Origin of the sequence: Glycomyces salinus, from assembly GCF_016428645.1 — a bacterium.
Classification (GTDB): Bacteria; Actinomycetota; Actinomycetes; order Mycobacteriales; family Micromonosporaceae; genus Glycomyces; species Glycomyces salinus.
This window is the reverse complement of sequence record NZ_JAELXW010000030.1, coordinates 1-16,013: the sequence shown is the minus strand read 5'-3', so window position 1 is coordinate 16,013 and position 16,013 is coordinate 1. Positions and strand designations below refer to the sequence as shown.

At 70.6% G+C, this 16,013-nt stretch carries 14 protein-coding genes; 9 read left to right on the top strand and 5 right to left on the bottom strand.

The genetic code is table 11. From position 1 onward, the window contains the following. Positions 1 to 4 precede the first annotated feature (4 nt). Together JFB92_RS10770 and JFB92_RS10765 are read left to right on the top strand one after the other, a co-directional pair. The gene (locus JFB92_RS10770; protein ID WP_199037962.1) at positions 5 to 205 is read left to right on the top strand and encodes a hypothetical protein; all 201 of its coding nucleotides are present in this window, start codon (positions 5 to 7) and stop codon (positions 203 to 205) included. A gap of 67 nt (positions 206 to 272) precedes the next feature. Continuing rightward, positions 273 to 2,573 (top strand): AAA family ATPase, encoded by a 2,301-nt coding sequence (locus JFB92_RS10765; RefSeq protein ID WP_199037960.1) that lies wholly within the window; start codon positions 273 to 275, stop codon positions 2,571 to 2,573. Here the strand turns inward: JFB92_RS10765 and JFB92_RS10760 are convergent. After that, on the bottom strand, positions 2,570 to 3,337 hold the full coding sequence (locus JFB92_RS10760) for a GAP family protein (protein ID WP_199037958.1): 768 nt from the start codon (positions 3,335 to 3,337) through the stop codon (positions 2,570 to 2,572). The genes JFB92_RS10765 and JFB92_RS10760 overlap by 4 nt on opposite strands. Positions 3,338 to 3,475: 138 nt before the next feature. On the opposite strand from JFB92_RS10760, the gene JFB92_RS10755 reads away from it, so the two are divergent. Then, positions 3,476 to 3,865 carry a VOC family protein gene (locus JFB92_RS10755; RefSeq protein ID WP_199037956.1) on the top strand — a complete coding sequence of 130 codons (390 nt, stop codon included), beginning with the start codon at positions 3,476 to 3,478 and terminating at the stop codon, positions 3,863 to 3,865. Positions 3,866 to 3,934: 69 nt separating this feature from the next. Here JFB92_RS10755 and JFB92_RS10750 read toward each other — a convergent pair whose 3' ends face one another. Then, the gene (locus tag JFB92_RS10750; RefSeq protein ID WP_199037954.1) at positions 3,935 to 5,617 is read right to left on the bottom strand and encodes a hypothetical protein; all 1,683 of its coding nucleotides are present in this window, start codon (positions 5,615 to 5,617) and stop codon (positions 3,935 to 3,937) included. Between the two features lie 152 nt (positions 5,618 to 5,769). Between JFB92_RS10750 and JFB92_RS10745 the strand changes: the two genes are divergently transcribed. The 3 genes from JFB92_RS10745 to JFB92_RS10735 all read left to right on the top strand — a co-directional run bounded on the left by JFB92_RS10745 (position 5,770) and on the right by JFB92_RS10735 (position 8,980). Next, entirely contained in the window at positions 5,770 to 6,801 is a 1,032-nt protein-coding gene (locus tag JFB92_RS10745) for a hypothetical protein (RefSeq protein WP_199037952.1), read from the top strand. Continuing rightward, positions 6,756 to 7,226, top strand: a complete 471-nt coding sequence (locus JFB92_RS10740) for a GNAT family N-acetyltransferase (protein ID WP_199037950.1) — start codon at positions 6,756 to 6,758, stop codon at positions 7,224 to 7,226. The genes JFB92_RS10745 and JFB92_RS10740 overlap by 46 nt, the downstream gene beginning before the upstream one ends. A gap of 440 nt (positions 7,227 to 7,666) precedes the next feature. After that, the gene (locus JFB92_RS10735) at positions 7,667 to 8,980 is read left to right on the top strand and encodes a hypothetical protein (protein ID WP_199037948.1); all 1,314 of its coding nucleotides are present in this window, start codon (positions 7,667 to 7,669) and stop codon (positions 8,978 to 8,980) included. Here JFB92_RS10735 and JFB92_RS10730 read toward each other — a convergent pair. Next, positions 8,894 to 10,789: a tetratricopeptide repeat protein gene (locus JFB92_RS10730; protein ID WP_199037946.1), complete on the bottom strand. Its 1,896-nt coding sequence runs from the start codon at positions 10,787 to 10,789 to the stop codon at positions 8,894 to 8,896. The two genes, JFB92_RS10735 and JFB92_RS10730, sit on opposite strands and share 87 nt — an antisense overlap. Before the next feature lie 206 nt (positions 10,790 to 10,995). Here JFB92_RS10730 and JFB92_RS10725 point away from each other — a divergent pair, with 206 nt between their 5' ends. After that, positions 10,996 to 12,642: a UDP-N-acetyl glucosamine 2-epimerase gene (locus JFB92_RS10725; RefSeq protein ID WP_199037944.1), complete on the top strand. Its 1,647-nt coding sequence runs from the start codon at positions 10,996 to 10,998 to the stop codon at positions 12,640 to 12,642. Here the strand turns inward: JFB92_RS10725 and JFB92_RS10720 are convergent. Then, complete coding sequence (locus tag JFB92_RS10720; RefSeq protein ID WP_199037942.1) at positions 12,541 to 14,520, bottom strand: tetratricopeptide repeat protein; 1,980 nt, start codon at positions 14,518 to 14,520, stop codon at positions 12,541 to 12,543. The two genes, JFB92_RS10725 and JFB92_RS10720, sit on opposite strands and share 102 nt — an antisense overlap. 383 nt (positions 14,521 to 14,903) lie before the next feature. On the opposite strand from JFB92_RS10720, the gene JFB92_RS10715 reads away from it, so the two are divergent. Further along, positions 14,904 to 15,509, top strand: coding sequence for a hypothetical protein (locus JFB92_RS10715; RefSeq protein ID WP_199037940.1), 606 nt, complete (start codon positions 14,904 to 14,906; stop codon positions 15,507 to 15,509). A gap of 38 nt (positions 15,510 to 15,547) precedes the next feature. Here the strand turns inward: JFB92_RS10715 and JFB92_RS10710 are convergent, their stop codons facing one another. Beyond that, positions 15,548 to 15,736 (bottom strand): hypothetical protein, encoded by a 189-nt coding sequence (locus JFB92_RS10710; protein WP_199037938.1) that lies wholly within the window; start codon positions 15,734 to 15,736, stop codon positions 15,548 to 15,550. Between the two features lie 15 nt (positions 15,737 to 15,751). Between JFB92_RS10710 and JFB92_RS26120 the strand changes: the two genes are divergently transcribed. Beyond that, entirely contained in the window at positions 15,752 to 15,877 is a 126-nt protein-coding gene (locus tag JFB92_RS26120) for a hypothetical protein (RefSeq protein ID WP_269847892.1), read from the top strand. Positions 15,878 to 16,013 lie beyond the last annotated feature (136 nt).

Sequence of the window (16,013 nt, the reverse complement as noted above, 5' to 3'; positions counted from 1 at the left end):
TCGCATGACTTGGACCTGGCAGCTCGAAGACGCCGACGGCAACCCGCTTCCCTCCCCCGAGGCCGACCTGGGCAGTCAGGGCGACGCCGAGTCCTGGCTGGGCGAGCGGTGGCGCGACTTCGTCTCCGAGGGCGCGGCGACCGCGATCCTCCAGGAGGACGGCCGCACCGTCTACCGCATGGACCTCGACGCCGCCGACGAGTGAGGACCGCGGGCCCGGCCCGGAAAGCGCCGTTCGGCACCAGTGTCCTGGCCGCTATAGGCTGGTCGGCGTGACCGACTCTGGCTCTTTGACACTGACGGCGGCGCGCGCCCGCGCCGGGCTCGACGCCAGGCGCGGCATCGTCCGGCTCCACCTGGAGGTGCTGACCGCGCTCGGGCTCCAGGCCGGGGACGCGGTCGAACTGGCCGCGACCCGCACCACCACGGCGATCGCCCTGGCCGCCGACCGGTACGCGTCCCGGCGGACCCTGTACGCCGACGACTTGACCCTGGGCAACATCGGCGCCCGCGACGGCGAACCGGTGCGCGTCGGCGCGGCGACGCTGTCGGCGGCCGAGCGGGTGGTGGTCGCGGGACCGGCGTCGGTGGTCGCCGCGGTCGACCCGGACACCCTGCGCCGGTCGCTGCTGAGCAAGGTCGTCTCGAGCGGCGACGACGTGTCGCTGCTGCCCATCGAGCTCGGCGACGAGCGGCGCGACCTGGTCTCGGCCACCCGCCGCACCCTCAACAACACGCTCGGCATGGGCTGGACCACGATGGTGCTCAACGTGGTCGAGTCCGACCCGCCGCGCTCGGCGATGGTCACCACCGACACGCTCGTGCGGTGGGAGGACGACGCTCCGGCCTCGATCGAGATCCCGCTGCCGGGCATGGGCAGGGTCGCGAACCTCCGGCGTCCGCGTGTGGCCGCGCCCGCACCGGCGAGCCCGTCCGCCGGGTCCTCGGCGACCGCCGAGCGGTCCCTGCCCTCGCAGGCTCAGGAGCCGGTGCCGGCGGAGCGGGCCGCGCCCGAGGTCAAGGCCGTCCCCTACGACGAGCTGGCGGGCGTGCGGGTTCCGGCCGAGGAGCTGCGCGAACTGCTCGACCTGGGATTCAACCACCGCGAGATCCTCACGGTCGTCGGCACCGACATGTCCCTCGGCGTGCTCGTCTCGGGCCCGTCCGGGGCCGGCAAGGCCACGATCGTGCGGTCGGTCGCCGGCGAGGTCGGGGCCGGGGTCAGCGAGGTCGAGGGCCCCGAGTTGGCCGCGATCGAGGCCAACGCCGCCGCCGACCGGCTGCGGGCGGCGGTCGCGGCGCTGCCGCGCCCGGGAGTGCTGCTGGTGACCGGCGCCGACGCGATCGCCCCCCAGGGCCGCAAGACGCCGCTGGGGACGATGTTCGGCAAGCTCGTCGAGGAGGTCCTGGCCGACGGGCACGCCGTGGTGTGCACGGCCGCTTCGATCGACGGGCTCGACACCGACCTGCGCGCCCGGCTCGAGCACGAGGTCGTCGTGCCCATGCCCGACGCCGACTCGCGGCGCGAGCTGCTGCTGTACTTCACCCGCGGGATGAAGGTCGCCGAGGGGGTCAAGATCGAGTCGGTCGCCCACCGCACGCCCGGGTACGTGGCCGCCGACCTGGCTACGATGGTTCGCGAGGCCGGAGTGCGGGCGGCCATGCGCGCCAAGGCGGGCGGGGCTACCGCGCTGCAACCGGAGGACTTCGACGCGGCGGTGGCCTCGGTGCGGCCCTCGGCAATGGCCGGGGACTCGGTCGAGCTGGGCGGCCTGACGCTCGAGGACGTCGGCGGCATGTCCGATCTGAAGCAGACGCTGACCGAGACGGTCCTGTGGCCGCTGACCTACCCGGACGCGTTCACGCGCTTGGGCATCGAGGCGCCGAGGGGCATCCTCCTCTACGGGCCCCCCGGGTGCGGGAAGACCTACATCGTGCGCGCGGTGGCCGGTGAGGGCCACGCGAACGTCATGTCCATCAAGGGCTCGGAGCTGCTGAACAAGTGGGTCGGCGAGTCCGAGAAGAACGTGCGGGAGCTGTTCCGGCGGGCCCGGCAGGCCAGCCCGACCCTGATGTTCTTCGACGAGCTGGACGCCCTCGCGCCCGTGCGCGGGGGCGGCACCGACGGCGGGACCGCCGACCGCGTGGTGGCCTCCCTGCTGACCGAACTGGACGGCGCGGAGTCGCTGCGGGACGTGGTCGTCATCGGCGCCACCAACCGGCCCGACATGATCGACCCCGCGCTGCTGCGCCCCGGAAGGCTCGAACGCCTCGTCTACGTGCCGCCGCCGGACGCCGGAGCGCGGGCGGACATCCTGCGCGCCAACGCCCAGAACGTGCCGTTCGCCGACGACGTGGACCTGGATGAGATCGCCGACGAGCTGTGGCTGTACTCGGCGGCCGACTGCGCCGCGCTGGTGCGCGAGGCGGCCTTGACGGCGATGCGCGAGTCCTTGGACGCCTCGGTGGTGACCGCCGCCCACGTGGCCCGGGCCATCGAACGGGTCCGCCCGAGCCTGGACCCCGAGCAGCTGGAGTACCTGGAGAACTACGCCGACAACCGCGAGGGCTAGAGCCGGTCGAGCATCTCGAGCAGGCCGGTGCGGGCCACCGCGTCGCGGGCCAGGAGGAAGCCCACGATGCCGACGATCCAGGCGGTGGTGCCGGCCGCGTTCTTGGTCATCCAGTCGTTGATCCGGTTCAGCAGCGGTTCGACCGCCCGCCGGGCCGCCATCCTGGCGAACACCAGGATCAGGGCGGGCAGGATCATCACCAGGCAGTATCCGGCCATCGTCAGGACCGTCCGGGCGGCACCGATATCGGCGGCGGTGACCATGCCGATCGCGGCCAGGTACGGCAGCATCGTCGCGACCTCGACCGTCGCCGCCGCCAGCGCGAGACCGACCAGGGGGAGCACGGCGCGCGAGGGCGCTTTGACGGCCGCGCCGTCGGCTGTTTCGGGCTCGGAGACGCCGAGGGCGCGCTCCCTCCAGCGCGCGACCCGCCCGCCGCCTTCCGGTGCCCGCCGCTGCTTCTTGCCCGGGTCGATCCGGAAGCTCAGTACCAGCAGGCCGACGCCGAGGAGGAGCTGGATCCAGGACGCCGCCGCGGTGTCGAGCAGGGCCGAGAGGTCGTCGAAGAAGGCGCCGGCTCCGAGCGCGATGAGCACCCCGACCGCGAAGTAGAACACGGCGATGGTGCCAAGGAAGACCAGCATGCGGCCCAGCCGGACCCGTCCGGGCGTGAGGAGGAGCCAGATCGGGATCAGCAGGGTGCCGAAGCTGGTCGAGTCGATCAGCGCGAGTGCGGCCAGCGAACCGGCCAGTGCGAGGTCCATGGCTTCGAGCGTGCCCGCGCGGGGCCGCCCGCGCCTCGGCTTCAGGGACGATCATCGGCCACGGTACCCGCGACTTTGGTCGCACGTCGCCCGCATAATCCGGTCGGGTTTTTCGAAGCGAGCGGCTATCGTGTCCGAATGACTGTCAGATGGCAATGTATTTGTGTGGACTGCTCCGATCCGCGGAAGCTCGGGGCCTGGTGGGCCGAGTTCCTCGGTTGGCGCATCACTCTCGAGAACGATGAGGAGACGGTCCTCGAACCGCCCGAGGGAAGCCCGGAGGACGGCGTTTCGCCCGACATCCTGTTCCTGCGGGTTCCGGAGGGGAAGGCGATCAAGAACCGGCTGCATCTGGACCTGCGCCCGGACGATCAGGCGGCAGAGGTCGCCCGCGCCGAAGCGTTGGGCGCCACGAGGGTCGACCTCGGGCAGGGCGATTCGTCGTGGGTCGTCATGGCCGACCCCGAAGGGAACGAATTCTGCGTTCTGCGGGCCTTCACCGCCGAGGAGTCGGCATCACTGGGGTAGCGGCGGTTCACCGGTCGCCGTAGAGGTCGGTGCACCGGCGGGGGATCCGGGGTCGTTCGGAGGACGCTGTCAACCGCGGAGGTTGAACCACTCCCCGGCCTGCGCGACCAGGCGCTGCATCGGGCTCTGGCGCGGCGTCGGCTCGTAGCTCGGCCCCGAGCTCGACACCGAGTAGCCCGGCTCGATCAGGTGCGGCTCCAGCGGCTCGGCGGGCTTGACCCACGAGTCCGTCTCCGCCCCGTCGGGATCGCAGACCCACTCCCGGCCGACCCGGTCGAGCGCCACGGGGAAGACGGTCGCGCCGTCCCGGTTGATCCTGATCCGCAGGAAGCACTTCTGGTCCACGATCGACAGCCCCGCGAACAGCTCGTTGGCGTTGACGCCGAACCGGTTGGCCACCACCAGGTACAGCCCGACCAGCCAGGTGCTCACCAGGCCCGCGACCGGGAAGTAGACGAGGTAGGGCCACACTTCCGACCAGGGGGTGTCCCGGAGCGCCTGCGCACCGGCCCAGGCCAGGGCCGCCTGGCACGCCCCGTGGCAGAGCCCGAGCGTGTAGTGGGTGAACCTGCGGGTCCCCGGACCCGGGTGGGCGAAGCCGACACCCGCGGCCATCAGCACCGCGGCGGCGGCCACGAACGTGCCGGTGCCCTCCATGATCGAGACGGTCGCGACCAGCATGATCACGCCCGTCAGCAGCGTGAACCCCTTGTTGAGCCACGGCAGCCGCCCGAAGATCCCGAACGCGTGCCGCAGCGATCGCGGCCGGCTCGGATAGGTCTCGGTGAGGCTGTAGTGCCGCTGGTTCGCGTCGGGTTCGGAGACCGACTTGCGCGGCGCGGTCAGCTCCTGGGGGAGGTTGTGGGTCGGCGAGAGGTAGGCCCCGCCGCCTCCGGCGGTCACCAGGTGCCTGGTCCCCTCGATCTCCTCGTAGTGGGCGTAGTGGTGCCGGTCGCCGGTGAGGATCAGCGGCACCTCGGCCTCGCGTCCGGCCACGACGTCGCGGATGAAGTGGTCGATCCGGTCGTAGGAGCTCGGGTCGTCGGCGGTCCACACCCACGACGGCTGCGGCACGCACAGGATGACCTGGTCGCCCGGTTCGAGCTGCTCGGCGACCTCTCTGAAGTAGTCGAGCTGGGGCCGGTCGAGGTGGGCGTCGAACTGGGCGTCGACGGCGAACAGCCACCAGCGGTGCGGCAGCCGCAGCGCGAAGTAGGAGCGCGTCTGCGCCGTGTTGTAGCCGCCCCACGAGCGCCCCTCGATGAACTGGCGGCCGAAGGCGGTCAGGCCGTCGAACCAGTCGTGGTTGCCCGGGATCGCGTACAGCGACACCGCCGAGGCGGGGTTGGCGGCCTCGTAGGGGCCCTTCATGCGGTGCTCGTACTCGCGCCAGTTCGCGGCCGGGTACACCTCGTCGCCGCCCATGATCAGGACCGAGCCCCGCGGCAGGTCCTCGCCGCCGACTTTGAGGCGGTTCTGGGCGAGGAGGTAGGCGATCGAGTAGGTGGCGTTGAAGCCGTCGCCGATGTCGGCGACGTAGTCGAGCCACAGTTCCTCGTCCCGGTCGTGCTCGAAGACGCCCTGTTTGCGGCTGGCGAAGATCTCGCGTTTGTCCAGATAGCCGCCGAGCAGCCGGGCCAGCCCGAAGCGGGCGGCGGTCTCGGCGAGGGTCTTGGGCGACATCCACCGGACCGGCCGCTGCGGGATGAAGCGGAGCTCCTCGGGACTCAGATTGCGCGGGCGGCGAGTCATGTGCACATGATGGCATGTTCTGCGCCACAGAGGAACCCACTAAGTGTTCGCGACCGGCGCTTCGCCCCGGTGAGCCGGGTCTCCCTCGCCGGGCCAGGGGATTCCCCCATGGGAGGGAGGAGCGGGGCCGCCGAACCGGCGAAGCTCGAACCATGCCTACCGGATCTGCCCCCACCGCGCCCGGCACGGGCGTCGGCCCGCGCCTGACGTTCGCCCGCAAGGCGGCCGGCTACCTCGGCGCCGGAACGCTCTCACTGTACCTGCTGCTCAAGGTCTACTGGGTCGTCGCCGCGTTCTTCGGCATCGGCGTCGATCCCGATTCCAGCGCCGCGAACTGGATCGGGATCAACACCGTCACCGTCGGCATGGCCGTCATCGGTGTGGCCGTGGCGCTCGCGCTGGCCCAGGACTGGGGGCGGCGCGTCCCGGCCTGGATGGTCGTGTTCACCTCGTGGACCGCCGCGGGGTTCCTGGTCTCGATCATCCCGGTCCACGCGATCCGCGCGTTCCTTCCCGCCCAGGGCGATCCGGTCGACGTCGAGCTCGGCGTCCACAGCTGGGAACTGACCTTGGTGGCCGTCGGCTTCATCGGCATGGGCGTGGGCCTGACCGTGGCCGGGCCGATCTACCTGCGTGAACGCTGGCCGGCGGCGTTCGTGGGTGTCGCCGGTGACCATCGCCCGCCGCGGTCGCGCTCCGCCGCGGTCGGCATCGCCCTGGCGCTTGTCGTCGCCGCCACCACTCTCTACTGGCTGCTCGGCGGGGAAGTGTTCGTCAACGACTCCATTTACGACACCGGGGACCCGAACACCGCGGCCCTGTTCTGCAACGAGGCGTTCTGGGCGCTGGCGGCGGCGGCGAGCGCGTGGGTCCTCCTCCGGGCCCGCTCCAGAGTCCCGGCCTGGATTCCCATGGCGCTGCTGTGGATCGGCTCGGGGAGCCTGTTCGCCTGGAACTGCTGGCGGCTGTTCATCTCGCTGGTGTTCGCGCCGTTCCAGACCATGAACACGCTGGAGCAGCCGTTCGCGGCGATCGCGGTCGAGGCCGCGGGTGCCCTGGCCGGAGCGCTGCTGTTCGCCACGGCGCTCGCGGTGTATTCGGCTCGACGCGGTCGGGTGCGCGAATTACGCTCTCGGGCATGGTCACCGCCAGATTCGCCGCGGCCGCCGACATCGACGAGATAGTGCGGCTCCGCCAGGTCATGCTCCAGAACTGGGTCGAATGCCCGGACAACGGCTGGAGGGAATCGACCGCAGAGCTCCTGCGCCGCCGCCTGTCCGAGTCCGAACCGACGATGGCCGTGACGGTGGTCGAGGCACCGGACGCTCCGGGCGAGCTCGCGGCGTGCGCGTCGGGGACGATCGAGGAGCGGCTCCCGTCGCCGGGCAATCTGACCGGCCGGTTCGGTTGGATCTTCAACGTCTCGACCGACCAGCGGTGGCGCCGACGCGGCTACGGCAGGATCTGCACGGAGGCCCTGCTGGCATGGTACGAGGAGTGGGGCGTCCCCACGATCGACCTCCTGGCCTCCGAGTCCGGACGCGGCCTCTATAAGCAGTTGGGCTTCGAGTACTCCGCGGAACCGGCCATGCGGCGAAGGTCGCACTGAGTCGCGGCCGAAGCGCGTGGATACCGGAAGGCGCCCGGAAAGATAAGATCAGAAACGCGACACGCCGTCGCGTTGCATAGGATCAGGGCCGCCGCGAAATAGAATGATGGCAGGACCGCAGGACCGCAGGACCGCAGGACCGCAGGACCGCAGGCGCTTCGGATTCGGTTCGGCGCCGCGTCGTCCTGGCCGGTCGCACCTCCCAGGCCCTGGCCCGGCTCCACTACGACATCGCGCCGCTGCTCACCCCCGACCCCCGGCTGGAGATCGCTTACGCCCTGATCCCCGGCTCCCGCTTCGAAGCCGGCTCCCACGACTTCGCCCGAAGCGTCGGCATCACCCTCCATCCCTGGGCCACGGCCAAGACCCGCGGGCCCGACCTCGTCATCTCCTCCAGCCCGACCCCCGACCTCTACGAGCCCGGCGCCCCGGTCATCGCAATGCCCCACGGCGCCGGACACAACCGCCTCCGCTCCGAGCTGAGCGGCGTCTCCGGCCTCTCGCCGGAGCAGATCCTCGGCCCGGGCGGCGAAGTCCCGTCCTTCATGGCGCTCCCCGGCCCGGCCGCGGCGCGAAGGCTCGCGATCGACTGCCCGGCAGCCGTTCCGAACGCCGAAGTGACCGGCGACATCTGCCTCGAACGGCTCCGGCTCAGCGCGCCCCACCGCGAGCAATACCGCCGGGCCCTCGGCATCGGACCCGAGCACCGCCTCCTCGTCCTGTCATCCACTTGGGACCGGAGCGCGCTCAGCCGGAAGGACGAGACCCTGCCCGAGCGGTTGCTCGCCGAGCTCCCGATGGACCGGTTCCGCTTCGCCTACATCCCCCATCCGAACGACGAGGTCGCCGATCCGCCGCGCCCCACCGGGTTCCTCCGCCCGTATCTGGAGAACGGCCTGATCATGATCCCGCCCGAGGAGGGCTGGCGCGCGGCGCTCATCGCGGCCGACTGCGTCCTGGGCGACCACGGCTCGGTCACCTTCTTCGGCGCCACCATCGGCGCCCCGACCCTGATCGGCGCCTACGGCTACGCGAACATGCCCCCGGACATGCCGCTCGCCCGATTCGGCCGGGCCGCACCGAGATTCGACCGGTCGCTCCCGGCCGCGCCCCAGATCCTCAAGGCCATAGAGGACGGCCCGCCGGACTTCGACTACGCCGACGCGCTCGCCGAACCGCCGACGCCTCCATCGGCCCGGATCATCGGGCGGGCCTACGAACTGCTCGACCTCGCGCCCCGCAGCGCGCCCGAACCGGACCCGGTGCCCGAGCCCGACCTGCTTCCGCAGTGCCGCGCCACCACCGCCTGGCACTGCCGGATCGACCTCGCCTCGGCCTCATGGACCCGCCACCCGGCCTCGGTTCCGGCGCCGGGCCCAGGGCACCTGGCCGCCGACACCGCCTGCCGCGACTCCCGGCTCCGAGAAGGAGCGAACGTCCTGCTGCGGCACCGTGAACCGGTGGCGGCGAGAGATGCCGCCGAAACCGCCCGGTCGATCCTCGCCCGGCACCCGGTGTGCCGGGTCGCCGGCGTCCTCACCGACTCCGAGGAGGCCCTCATAGCCGTCGAGGACGGCATCGCGATCCGCCTCAAGGCGAATTCCACGAAACTCGACCTGCTGCCCTCGGTGCTCTACGAAGCCCTGGCCGCGGACCCCTCGCACCCGCTACGACTCGATGCCGAAGCCGCGCTCGATCTCCTTCGCCGCGTCGATCCTGGCCTGACCCTCGTCGCCGCCGAGGATCGACCCTAGCCGCTTCAGCGCACCGACGAGCGGCTTCGTCCATCCGCCTTCACCGATCCGCTTGACCGCGGCGTCCGCTGCGGCAAGATGCCGCTCCGGGTCGAGCTTCACGCTCAGCGCGGCCAGCTCGAACTCCACGATCGCGATATTGCGCTCGTCGCCGCACTGCTGGAACAGCGGCCGGGCATCCGAGAACGCCAGCCGGGCGTCCCGGTCCTTCCCCTGGTCTCGGTGGATGAACCCGAGGAGCTTCGAGATGAGGGCCTTCGTGCGCTCCCGCCTCGCCAGTTCCCTTCCCTCCAGATAGGTGGCCTCGGCCTCGTCCATGCGCTTCTGCCGGTAGTAGAGCCACCCGAGTTGCTCCTTGGCGGCGGCGACCAGGTCGACGTCGTCGCCGGCGAGCCGGATCGCGCGCTTCAGGTTCGACTCGGACTCTTCGTGTTCGCCCAGGTCGACCTGTACGCGGCCGAGGAAGATGAGCACGCGCGCCTGCGGCACCGCCTCGTCGAGACCGTCGAGGGCCGTCTCGTAGCACCGCTCGGCCAGCTCGGGATACGGCAGGTTGCTGAACAGCGGCCACATGGCCTCCGCGAGGGCCCACTGCTCGGTCCGCCATCCGCAGAGCTGCGCCAGCCGGACCAGTTCGACGAGGCGGCTCCGGTTGTCGTCGAGCCACCTGAGTGCGACATCGGCCCTCTCGAACCCGGAGGCGCCGGTGTAGGTGGCGACCTCGGCCTTCCGCAGGCGGTCCTCGCCCTGGACCTTCCGATCGGCCGACTGCACGCGCCGAAGGTAGTAGTGGAGGACCGGCTTGAGGCTCATCACCAGGTCCTCGTCCGGCCGACCGGCTTCGGTGCGGCGCGCCCGGACGCGAAGGGCGCCGCCGACGGAGGCGACCAGGTTCGAGTCCTCCAGCTCGGCCAGGGCCGTCGACTCGGCCAGCCCGATCGCCTCCAGCATCTCCGGCTCTATGTCGCGCCCGGGCAGGGCGTCCAGGAATCGGTAGTGCCACTCCGCGGACCTGCTCAAGCCCAGGCAGGTGGCCTCCAGCATCTCCTCGGTCGTCGCCGCTCCCGGCGGGATCCGCCCGGCGTTCCGCTTCGCCGTCCGGATCAGCCCGACGAGACCTTCGAGCGCGGACGGCCGCCACGGCCGCCCGCCGATGTGCTCGTCGATCTCGGCGGCGCCGAGATCGGGGCAGGCATTGCGAAGGAACTCGGCGGCATGTTCGGCTTCCAGGTCCCGCACGGTGTGCACCAGGTAGTGGGGGTGCTCCGGCCACTGGTACCCGAGCACGAAGAGCGCCGACCTCGGTGAGGCGGGCTTGAGCGCCAGCGCCGCCTCGCGGGATGGGGCGTCGTCCACGACGACCAAGATGTCCTTCCCCCGGGTCCAGGAGACGAACTGGCCGCGGAGGCCCTTCAAGTCGTCGGCGAGCCACTCCTTCGGGAACATCATTCGAAGCAGCACCGACTTGACGGCGGTCCTCACATCGCCGTCGGCGAGGTCGACATAGAGGTGCCCGTTGGGGAAGCGCTGCTCCAATCGGGCGGCGAGCATCTGGGCCATGGCGGTCTTGCCGACGCCGTCGGGGCCCTCCAGCATCAGCTCCCCGAGGTCGCCGGCGACCAGGTGCCGCTCCAGTTCCTCGAGTTCGGCGTCGCGGTTGACCCACGACCGGGGCGGCGGATCCACCTCCTGCGGGTCCGGCGGGCGCGGTACCGGCACTTCGAACCTCTCGACGTTTCCGACCTGGATGACATTGCGGATCTCGTTGCCCTCGAAGTGATTCGAGTGGGTGAACGACTCACTGGTCATCGCGGCTCCCCGGGTGCGGCGTCAGCACAATGTTCGCATAGCTCGCCGCCGTGCGGTTCCCGGTGACTCGGCCGCGGCCCCACCGGTCGGGGCCCGCGTGGTTCCGCACCGCGTCGCCGTCACGGTCCCACTGCGAATGGTGGGGGCGTAATCTGGTTCCCAGCCAGGCAAAGGCGAATCCCGTTCAACCGAGGACGCTGAGGCTTATGAGCATCCGGCCGGACGACCCGACTCTCCCAGAGCCGGTCCGAATCATCTTCTCGGGAAAGAACCAGCAAGCGTTGTCACGGCTGGTCTCGGACGTCCTGCCGCTTTTCGATCCGGATCCGCGCCTCGGCAAGGAGTTCAGCGTCATCCCCGGCTCGGAGTTCGAGGCGGCGGCCCACCGGTTCCTCCGGGAGCAGGGGCTGCCCGAGACCGCCTGGTCCGGAGTCCGGCCGGACCCTCCGGCGCTGATCATCTCCTGCAGCCCGTCGCCCGAGCTGTTCGAGACGGGAGCGAAGTTCATGCGGCTCTCCCACGGGGCCGGAAGCAACCGGACCCGGACCGATCTGGACGATCGGGTCTACGGGCTCGCCCCGCAGCAGATCCTCCACCGAGAAGAGACGCCGGAGGGTGAGCGCCTGCGAATCCCGGACTGGCTGCCGTTGGCCGGCGAGGCCGCCATGGAGCTGCTGCGGCGAAACTGCCCCGAAGCGGTACCGGCCGCCGAGGTCGTCGGCGATCTGTGCCTGGAGCGACTACTCCTCAGCAGCGGCCGCGAGCGGCTCCGCCGCTATCGGAACGCGCTGGGGATCAAGCGGGACCAGAAGCTCGTGGTCGTGTCCTCCACCTGGGGTGACGAATCGCTTTTCGGGACCGGTCGCCTCGATCTGGTGCGGGAGCTGCTGGCCTCGCTGCCGATGGACCGGTTCAGGGTCGGCGTGGTCCCCCATCCGAACATCGAGAACGGCCGCGGCGCGTCGCTGCGTGGCGTGCTGTCCGATCAGCTCCGCAACGGCCTGATCATGCCGCCGCAGCACGACCTCTGGCGGGCGCTGCTGCTCGCGGCGGACGTGGTCGTCGGCGACAGCGGCTCCGTGACGCAGTACGCCGCCGCGATCGGAAAACCGGTGCTCCTGGGAGCCTTCGGGTGGGACCAGATGACTCCGGGGATGCCGCTGTGGGACTTCGGCAAGGCCACGCCCGGGCTGGAGTTCGGCAAGCCCTTCGAACCGCAGATATGGGCCGCGATCGAACGCGGGCAGCCGTTCGACCTCGGAACGCAGTTGGCCGGGGATCTCACTCCCAGCGAGACCCTGTTCGCCAAGACGTACGCATTGCTCGACCTCGAACCTCCGGAGAATCCGGTCAGACCGAAATACATTGGCCTGCTGCGGGCCGAAGACGATCGCGAACCGACCACGGCCTGGAACTTCCGCGTCCGCTTCAGCGGGGGACGGGCGCACTGGGAGCGGTTTCCGGTCTCAGTGCACCGAGAAGCGTCGGACACCCTGGTCGCCAGGACCGAATGCGACAGCCGGGAGGTGCTGACGCTGGCGAAGGTGTTGCTCTGCCATGACGACGTCGTGCCGTTCGAGGAGGCCCGCCGCCTCCTCGAAGACCTGCGGGAGGAATGGAGGCACAGCCTCGTCCGCAGCGTGCGCACCGGCGAGGGCGAGATCCTCGTCGAGGGCGCGCGGCACCGGCAGATGCGGGTCCGCTGCGAGCCCGAGCTCCTGGACATCGTCCCGGCGGCGCTGCACGCTTGGCTAATGGAGCATCCGGCGGACTCTTCTGGCCTCGATGCTGCTGACGCGTTCGTACGCTTCGAGCGCTGCTTCGAGCCGCCGCCGACGCTCCTCTCCCTCTAGGACCGAGGCCAGTCGCTCGTGCGCGTCTCCTTCGAAGCGCGCCAGACCGGCCTCGCGCAGCCGCCGGATGAGGAGGTCGGCTTCGTCCATCGCGCCGCGATCGCCTCGGAGGGCGCGCAGCACCGCGAGATCGGCGTCCGCCAGCAGCACGTGCCGTCCGTCCTCGATCTCGACGAATCGGTCCAGGGCTCGTTCGAGGTAGGCTTCGGCGCGTTCGGGGTCGCCCGAGTCGCGGTGCGCCCGGCCCAGGTACATGAGCTGGATGGCCGCCGCCCTCGCGCGTCCGTCCGCTTCGGCGATTTCGAGGGCCCGCTCGTAGTCGGCGATCGCCTCGGCGTACCTGCCCTGCCAGTGTCCGGCGCGACCGAGCAGTTCGATCGCCGAGCCGATCAGTTGCCGGTCACCCTCGTCGGTCGCCGTCTCCAGTGATTCGTGAAGCGCCGCTTCGGCTTTCTCGAACTTGCCGAGGTCGAGTCGGGTGCGGCCCAGGAACAGCAGCATCCGGGCCCGGTCGATCGGTGTTGCGACCGCTCCGACCGCGGTCTCGTAGCAGCGTTCGGCCTCTTCGGGATAGGGGACGTTGTTGAAGAACGCCCACATGGCCTCCGCGATGGCCCAGGCCACTTCGCCCCAGCCGTGGGCGGCGGCCATCCTGACGGCGGCGTCGAGCGTCGTGTGGTTGGCCTGGAACCAGGCCAGAGCCTCGGTGCCGCCGTCGAATCCGGGAGGGTGGACGTCGTCGGGCACGGGGGCGCGGCGGAGCCGCCGGCCCATCACGGCCCTGTCGGCCAGTTGCGCCCGCTTCTGGTACCACCGCAGCGTGGTCCGCATCGCGGTGAGCAGTTCGATGGGGAGCAGGTCCTGCTCCTCCTCGGCCCGCCGGGAGGCGTCGCGGCTGACCGACGGCTCGATCAGGCACCGGCCCGAACTGGTCCGGGTCACCAGTTGGGCGTCGACGAGCTCCTCGAACGCCTCTTGCCGGTTACCGCCCGGGGTGTCGAAGACCGCGAGCACGGGCTCTTCGAACTCACTGCCGGGCAGGACGCTGAGCAGGCGGTACAGCCACGAGGCGGAGGGACTGAGCGCGCGGTAGGTGGCTTCGAGGAGATCGGGAATCGGAAAGGCGAGGAGTGATCGTGTTATGTCCTCGTCAGATTCGGGGCCCCTGCGCCTGGATCGGATCAGTCCGGCGAGGCGGCGCACGGTCCCGGGACGGGTTCCGTAGTGGCCGACGAGGTCGGTCGCGGGTTCCAGGTCGACGCCCACGGACATGTCGACGAGGAGTGCCGCGGCGGCGACCGGCTCCAAGCCGCCGATCTGGTAGTGCGCGGCCTCGGTCCCCGCGGAGGACTGGAGCGCGAAAACCATCAATGCCGAAGTGGGCGAGGCGGGTTCGAGGTGGAGTCCTTCGGTGGCGTCGTGCGCGCCGTCGACGACCACCAGCATCGACCGGCCCCTGGTCGCCGACCGGTAGTGCGCGAGCAGGCCGCCGAAGGTGTCGGCGAGCTGCTCCTTCGGCTGGCCGAGCCTGAGCAGTGCCGACCGGGTGGCGGTGAAGAGGTCCTCGAATTCGAGGTCGACGTACAGTTGGCCGTCGGGGAACCGGTCCTGCGCATCGAGGGCGAGTTTCGCGGCGAGCGCCGACTTGCCCGATCCTGATCGGCCGGTGACGACCACGGGTGATCGTGAGTCGTCCGCCAGATGGCGTTTGAGTTCCTCCAGGATCTCCTCGCGATCGCTCCACTGCAGCGGAGGCAGCGGCACTTCCATCGGTCTGGAAGGCCGCGGGGCGGTCATGTTGATCACGTGGGCTTGGATGAGGTTGTGGATCCGGGTGTCTCGGAACTCGTTTCGCAGGTAGGACTGGTCGTCAGGCATTGGGGCTCCGTTGGTCGGTCATACCAATCGTCCCACGAGTTTCAGCCTTTTCTGGATCAAATCGGCAGCGGATGCCGTTGGGGTGTCCATGCCGTGAGGCTCCTTTGACTCACAGCGAGAGCTGTTTGGGGAGGTTGTGGGAGCCCGGTATTGGTGGGTTGCTCGAACGAACAAGCTACGCGAATCAAGTTCACCTGTCTATGGCGCAGCCGACTCCGCGGCCGTATGACACATTCTCATATCCATACTGGATCAGAGCGGAGTCGGCCGCCGGAGGCGGGTCGGCCGAGCCTCCGAGGACGGCCCCTTCGAAATCCCGGCACTCGTGCACACTCCGTGCACTCGCTGCATACGATGAACACCCAGCCGAGGAGACCGTGCCCATGCAGAGTGTGCTCATGCCCATGCGAATGGTGGCCCTAGGGCTGTGCGCGGCGGCCGTCCTCGCGGCCTCCGCCTGCACGATCCGCGTCGGCGACGACGAGGACGGCCCAGGCGCCGCCGTGTTCGGCGATGAGAACAGCATCCGATGGGATCTGGCGCGACCGCTGGAATCAGAGCCCTTGGGACTGCCACCGGACCAGATGGTGGTCGCCACCGTGCCGGAAGACGCGACCGTGACCCTCGACCTGCCGCACGGCACCTGGTCGGGCCGCGTCGAGGAGATGACGGTGACGACCCGGGACGGCTACATCGACTCGGTCGACCTGTTCTGGACCGAGACCGACGGGCAGGCCGCCGCCGACCGGATGGCGGCCGACGCCGAGAGCCTCGGCTTGGACGCCGAGCAGGTCGCCGCATGGGCCGAGGTCGCGAGCTGGGCCGAGACGGCCGACTCCAACCGCGCTCGCCACAAGGCCGACTACCACGGCTCGAACGGCGAGGTCGCCACCTCGGTCGCGACCAGTATGGCCATGGGCGCGGGCACTGGGACGCCGTGCCGACTCTGGTACAAGTTCTACGTCCGAGACGTGGTGGACCCGGGCTGACCCCCGGGCCCGGCCGAGCGCCTTGTATCGCATCGCCCTCACCCCTCGCAGGTCCGCTGCGCGTCGTGCCAGACGGCCAGGCCGTGGGCTTGGAGCTGGTCGGCGTGGTCGCCGGCTCGGGTCCAGGACAGATGCCGCTCGTCGGTCCCGTGGAAGGTCGGCTGTCCGGTGGCCAGGCCGGTGAGGTGGCCGAAGGTCGGCGGGACCTGGTCGGGGAGGCGACCCACAGGCGTGGGGCCTCGGTGAGCGTCCCGAACTGGACGGTCTTGCCGCCGATCTCGGCGGCCCCGAGGACGGTCAAGGCCTGGTCGACCGGCACCGAGATCGAGCGGACCGGCCGCGGAATCGATTGCAGCGCGGCGGCGTAGGCGGCGCGGGTTATGGCGGTGGCGCGTGCCGGTCCGTGGTGGGTCTTCACCGGCGCTGCCGGGCTGGTCGACTCGCCGCGCCCCGATCCGGCCGGGGCCTGCATCGGGACGCCTGGGCCGGTCGGCTTGCAGCGGT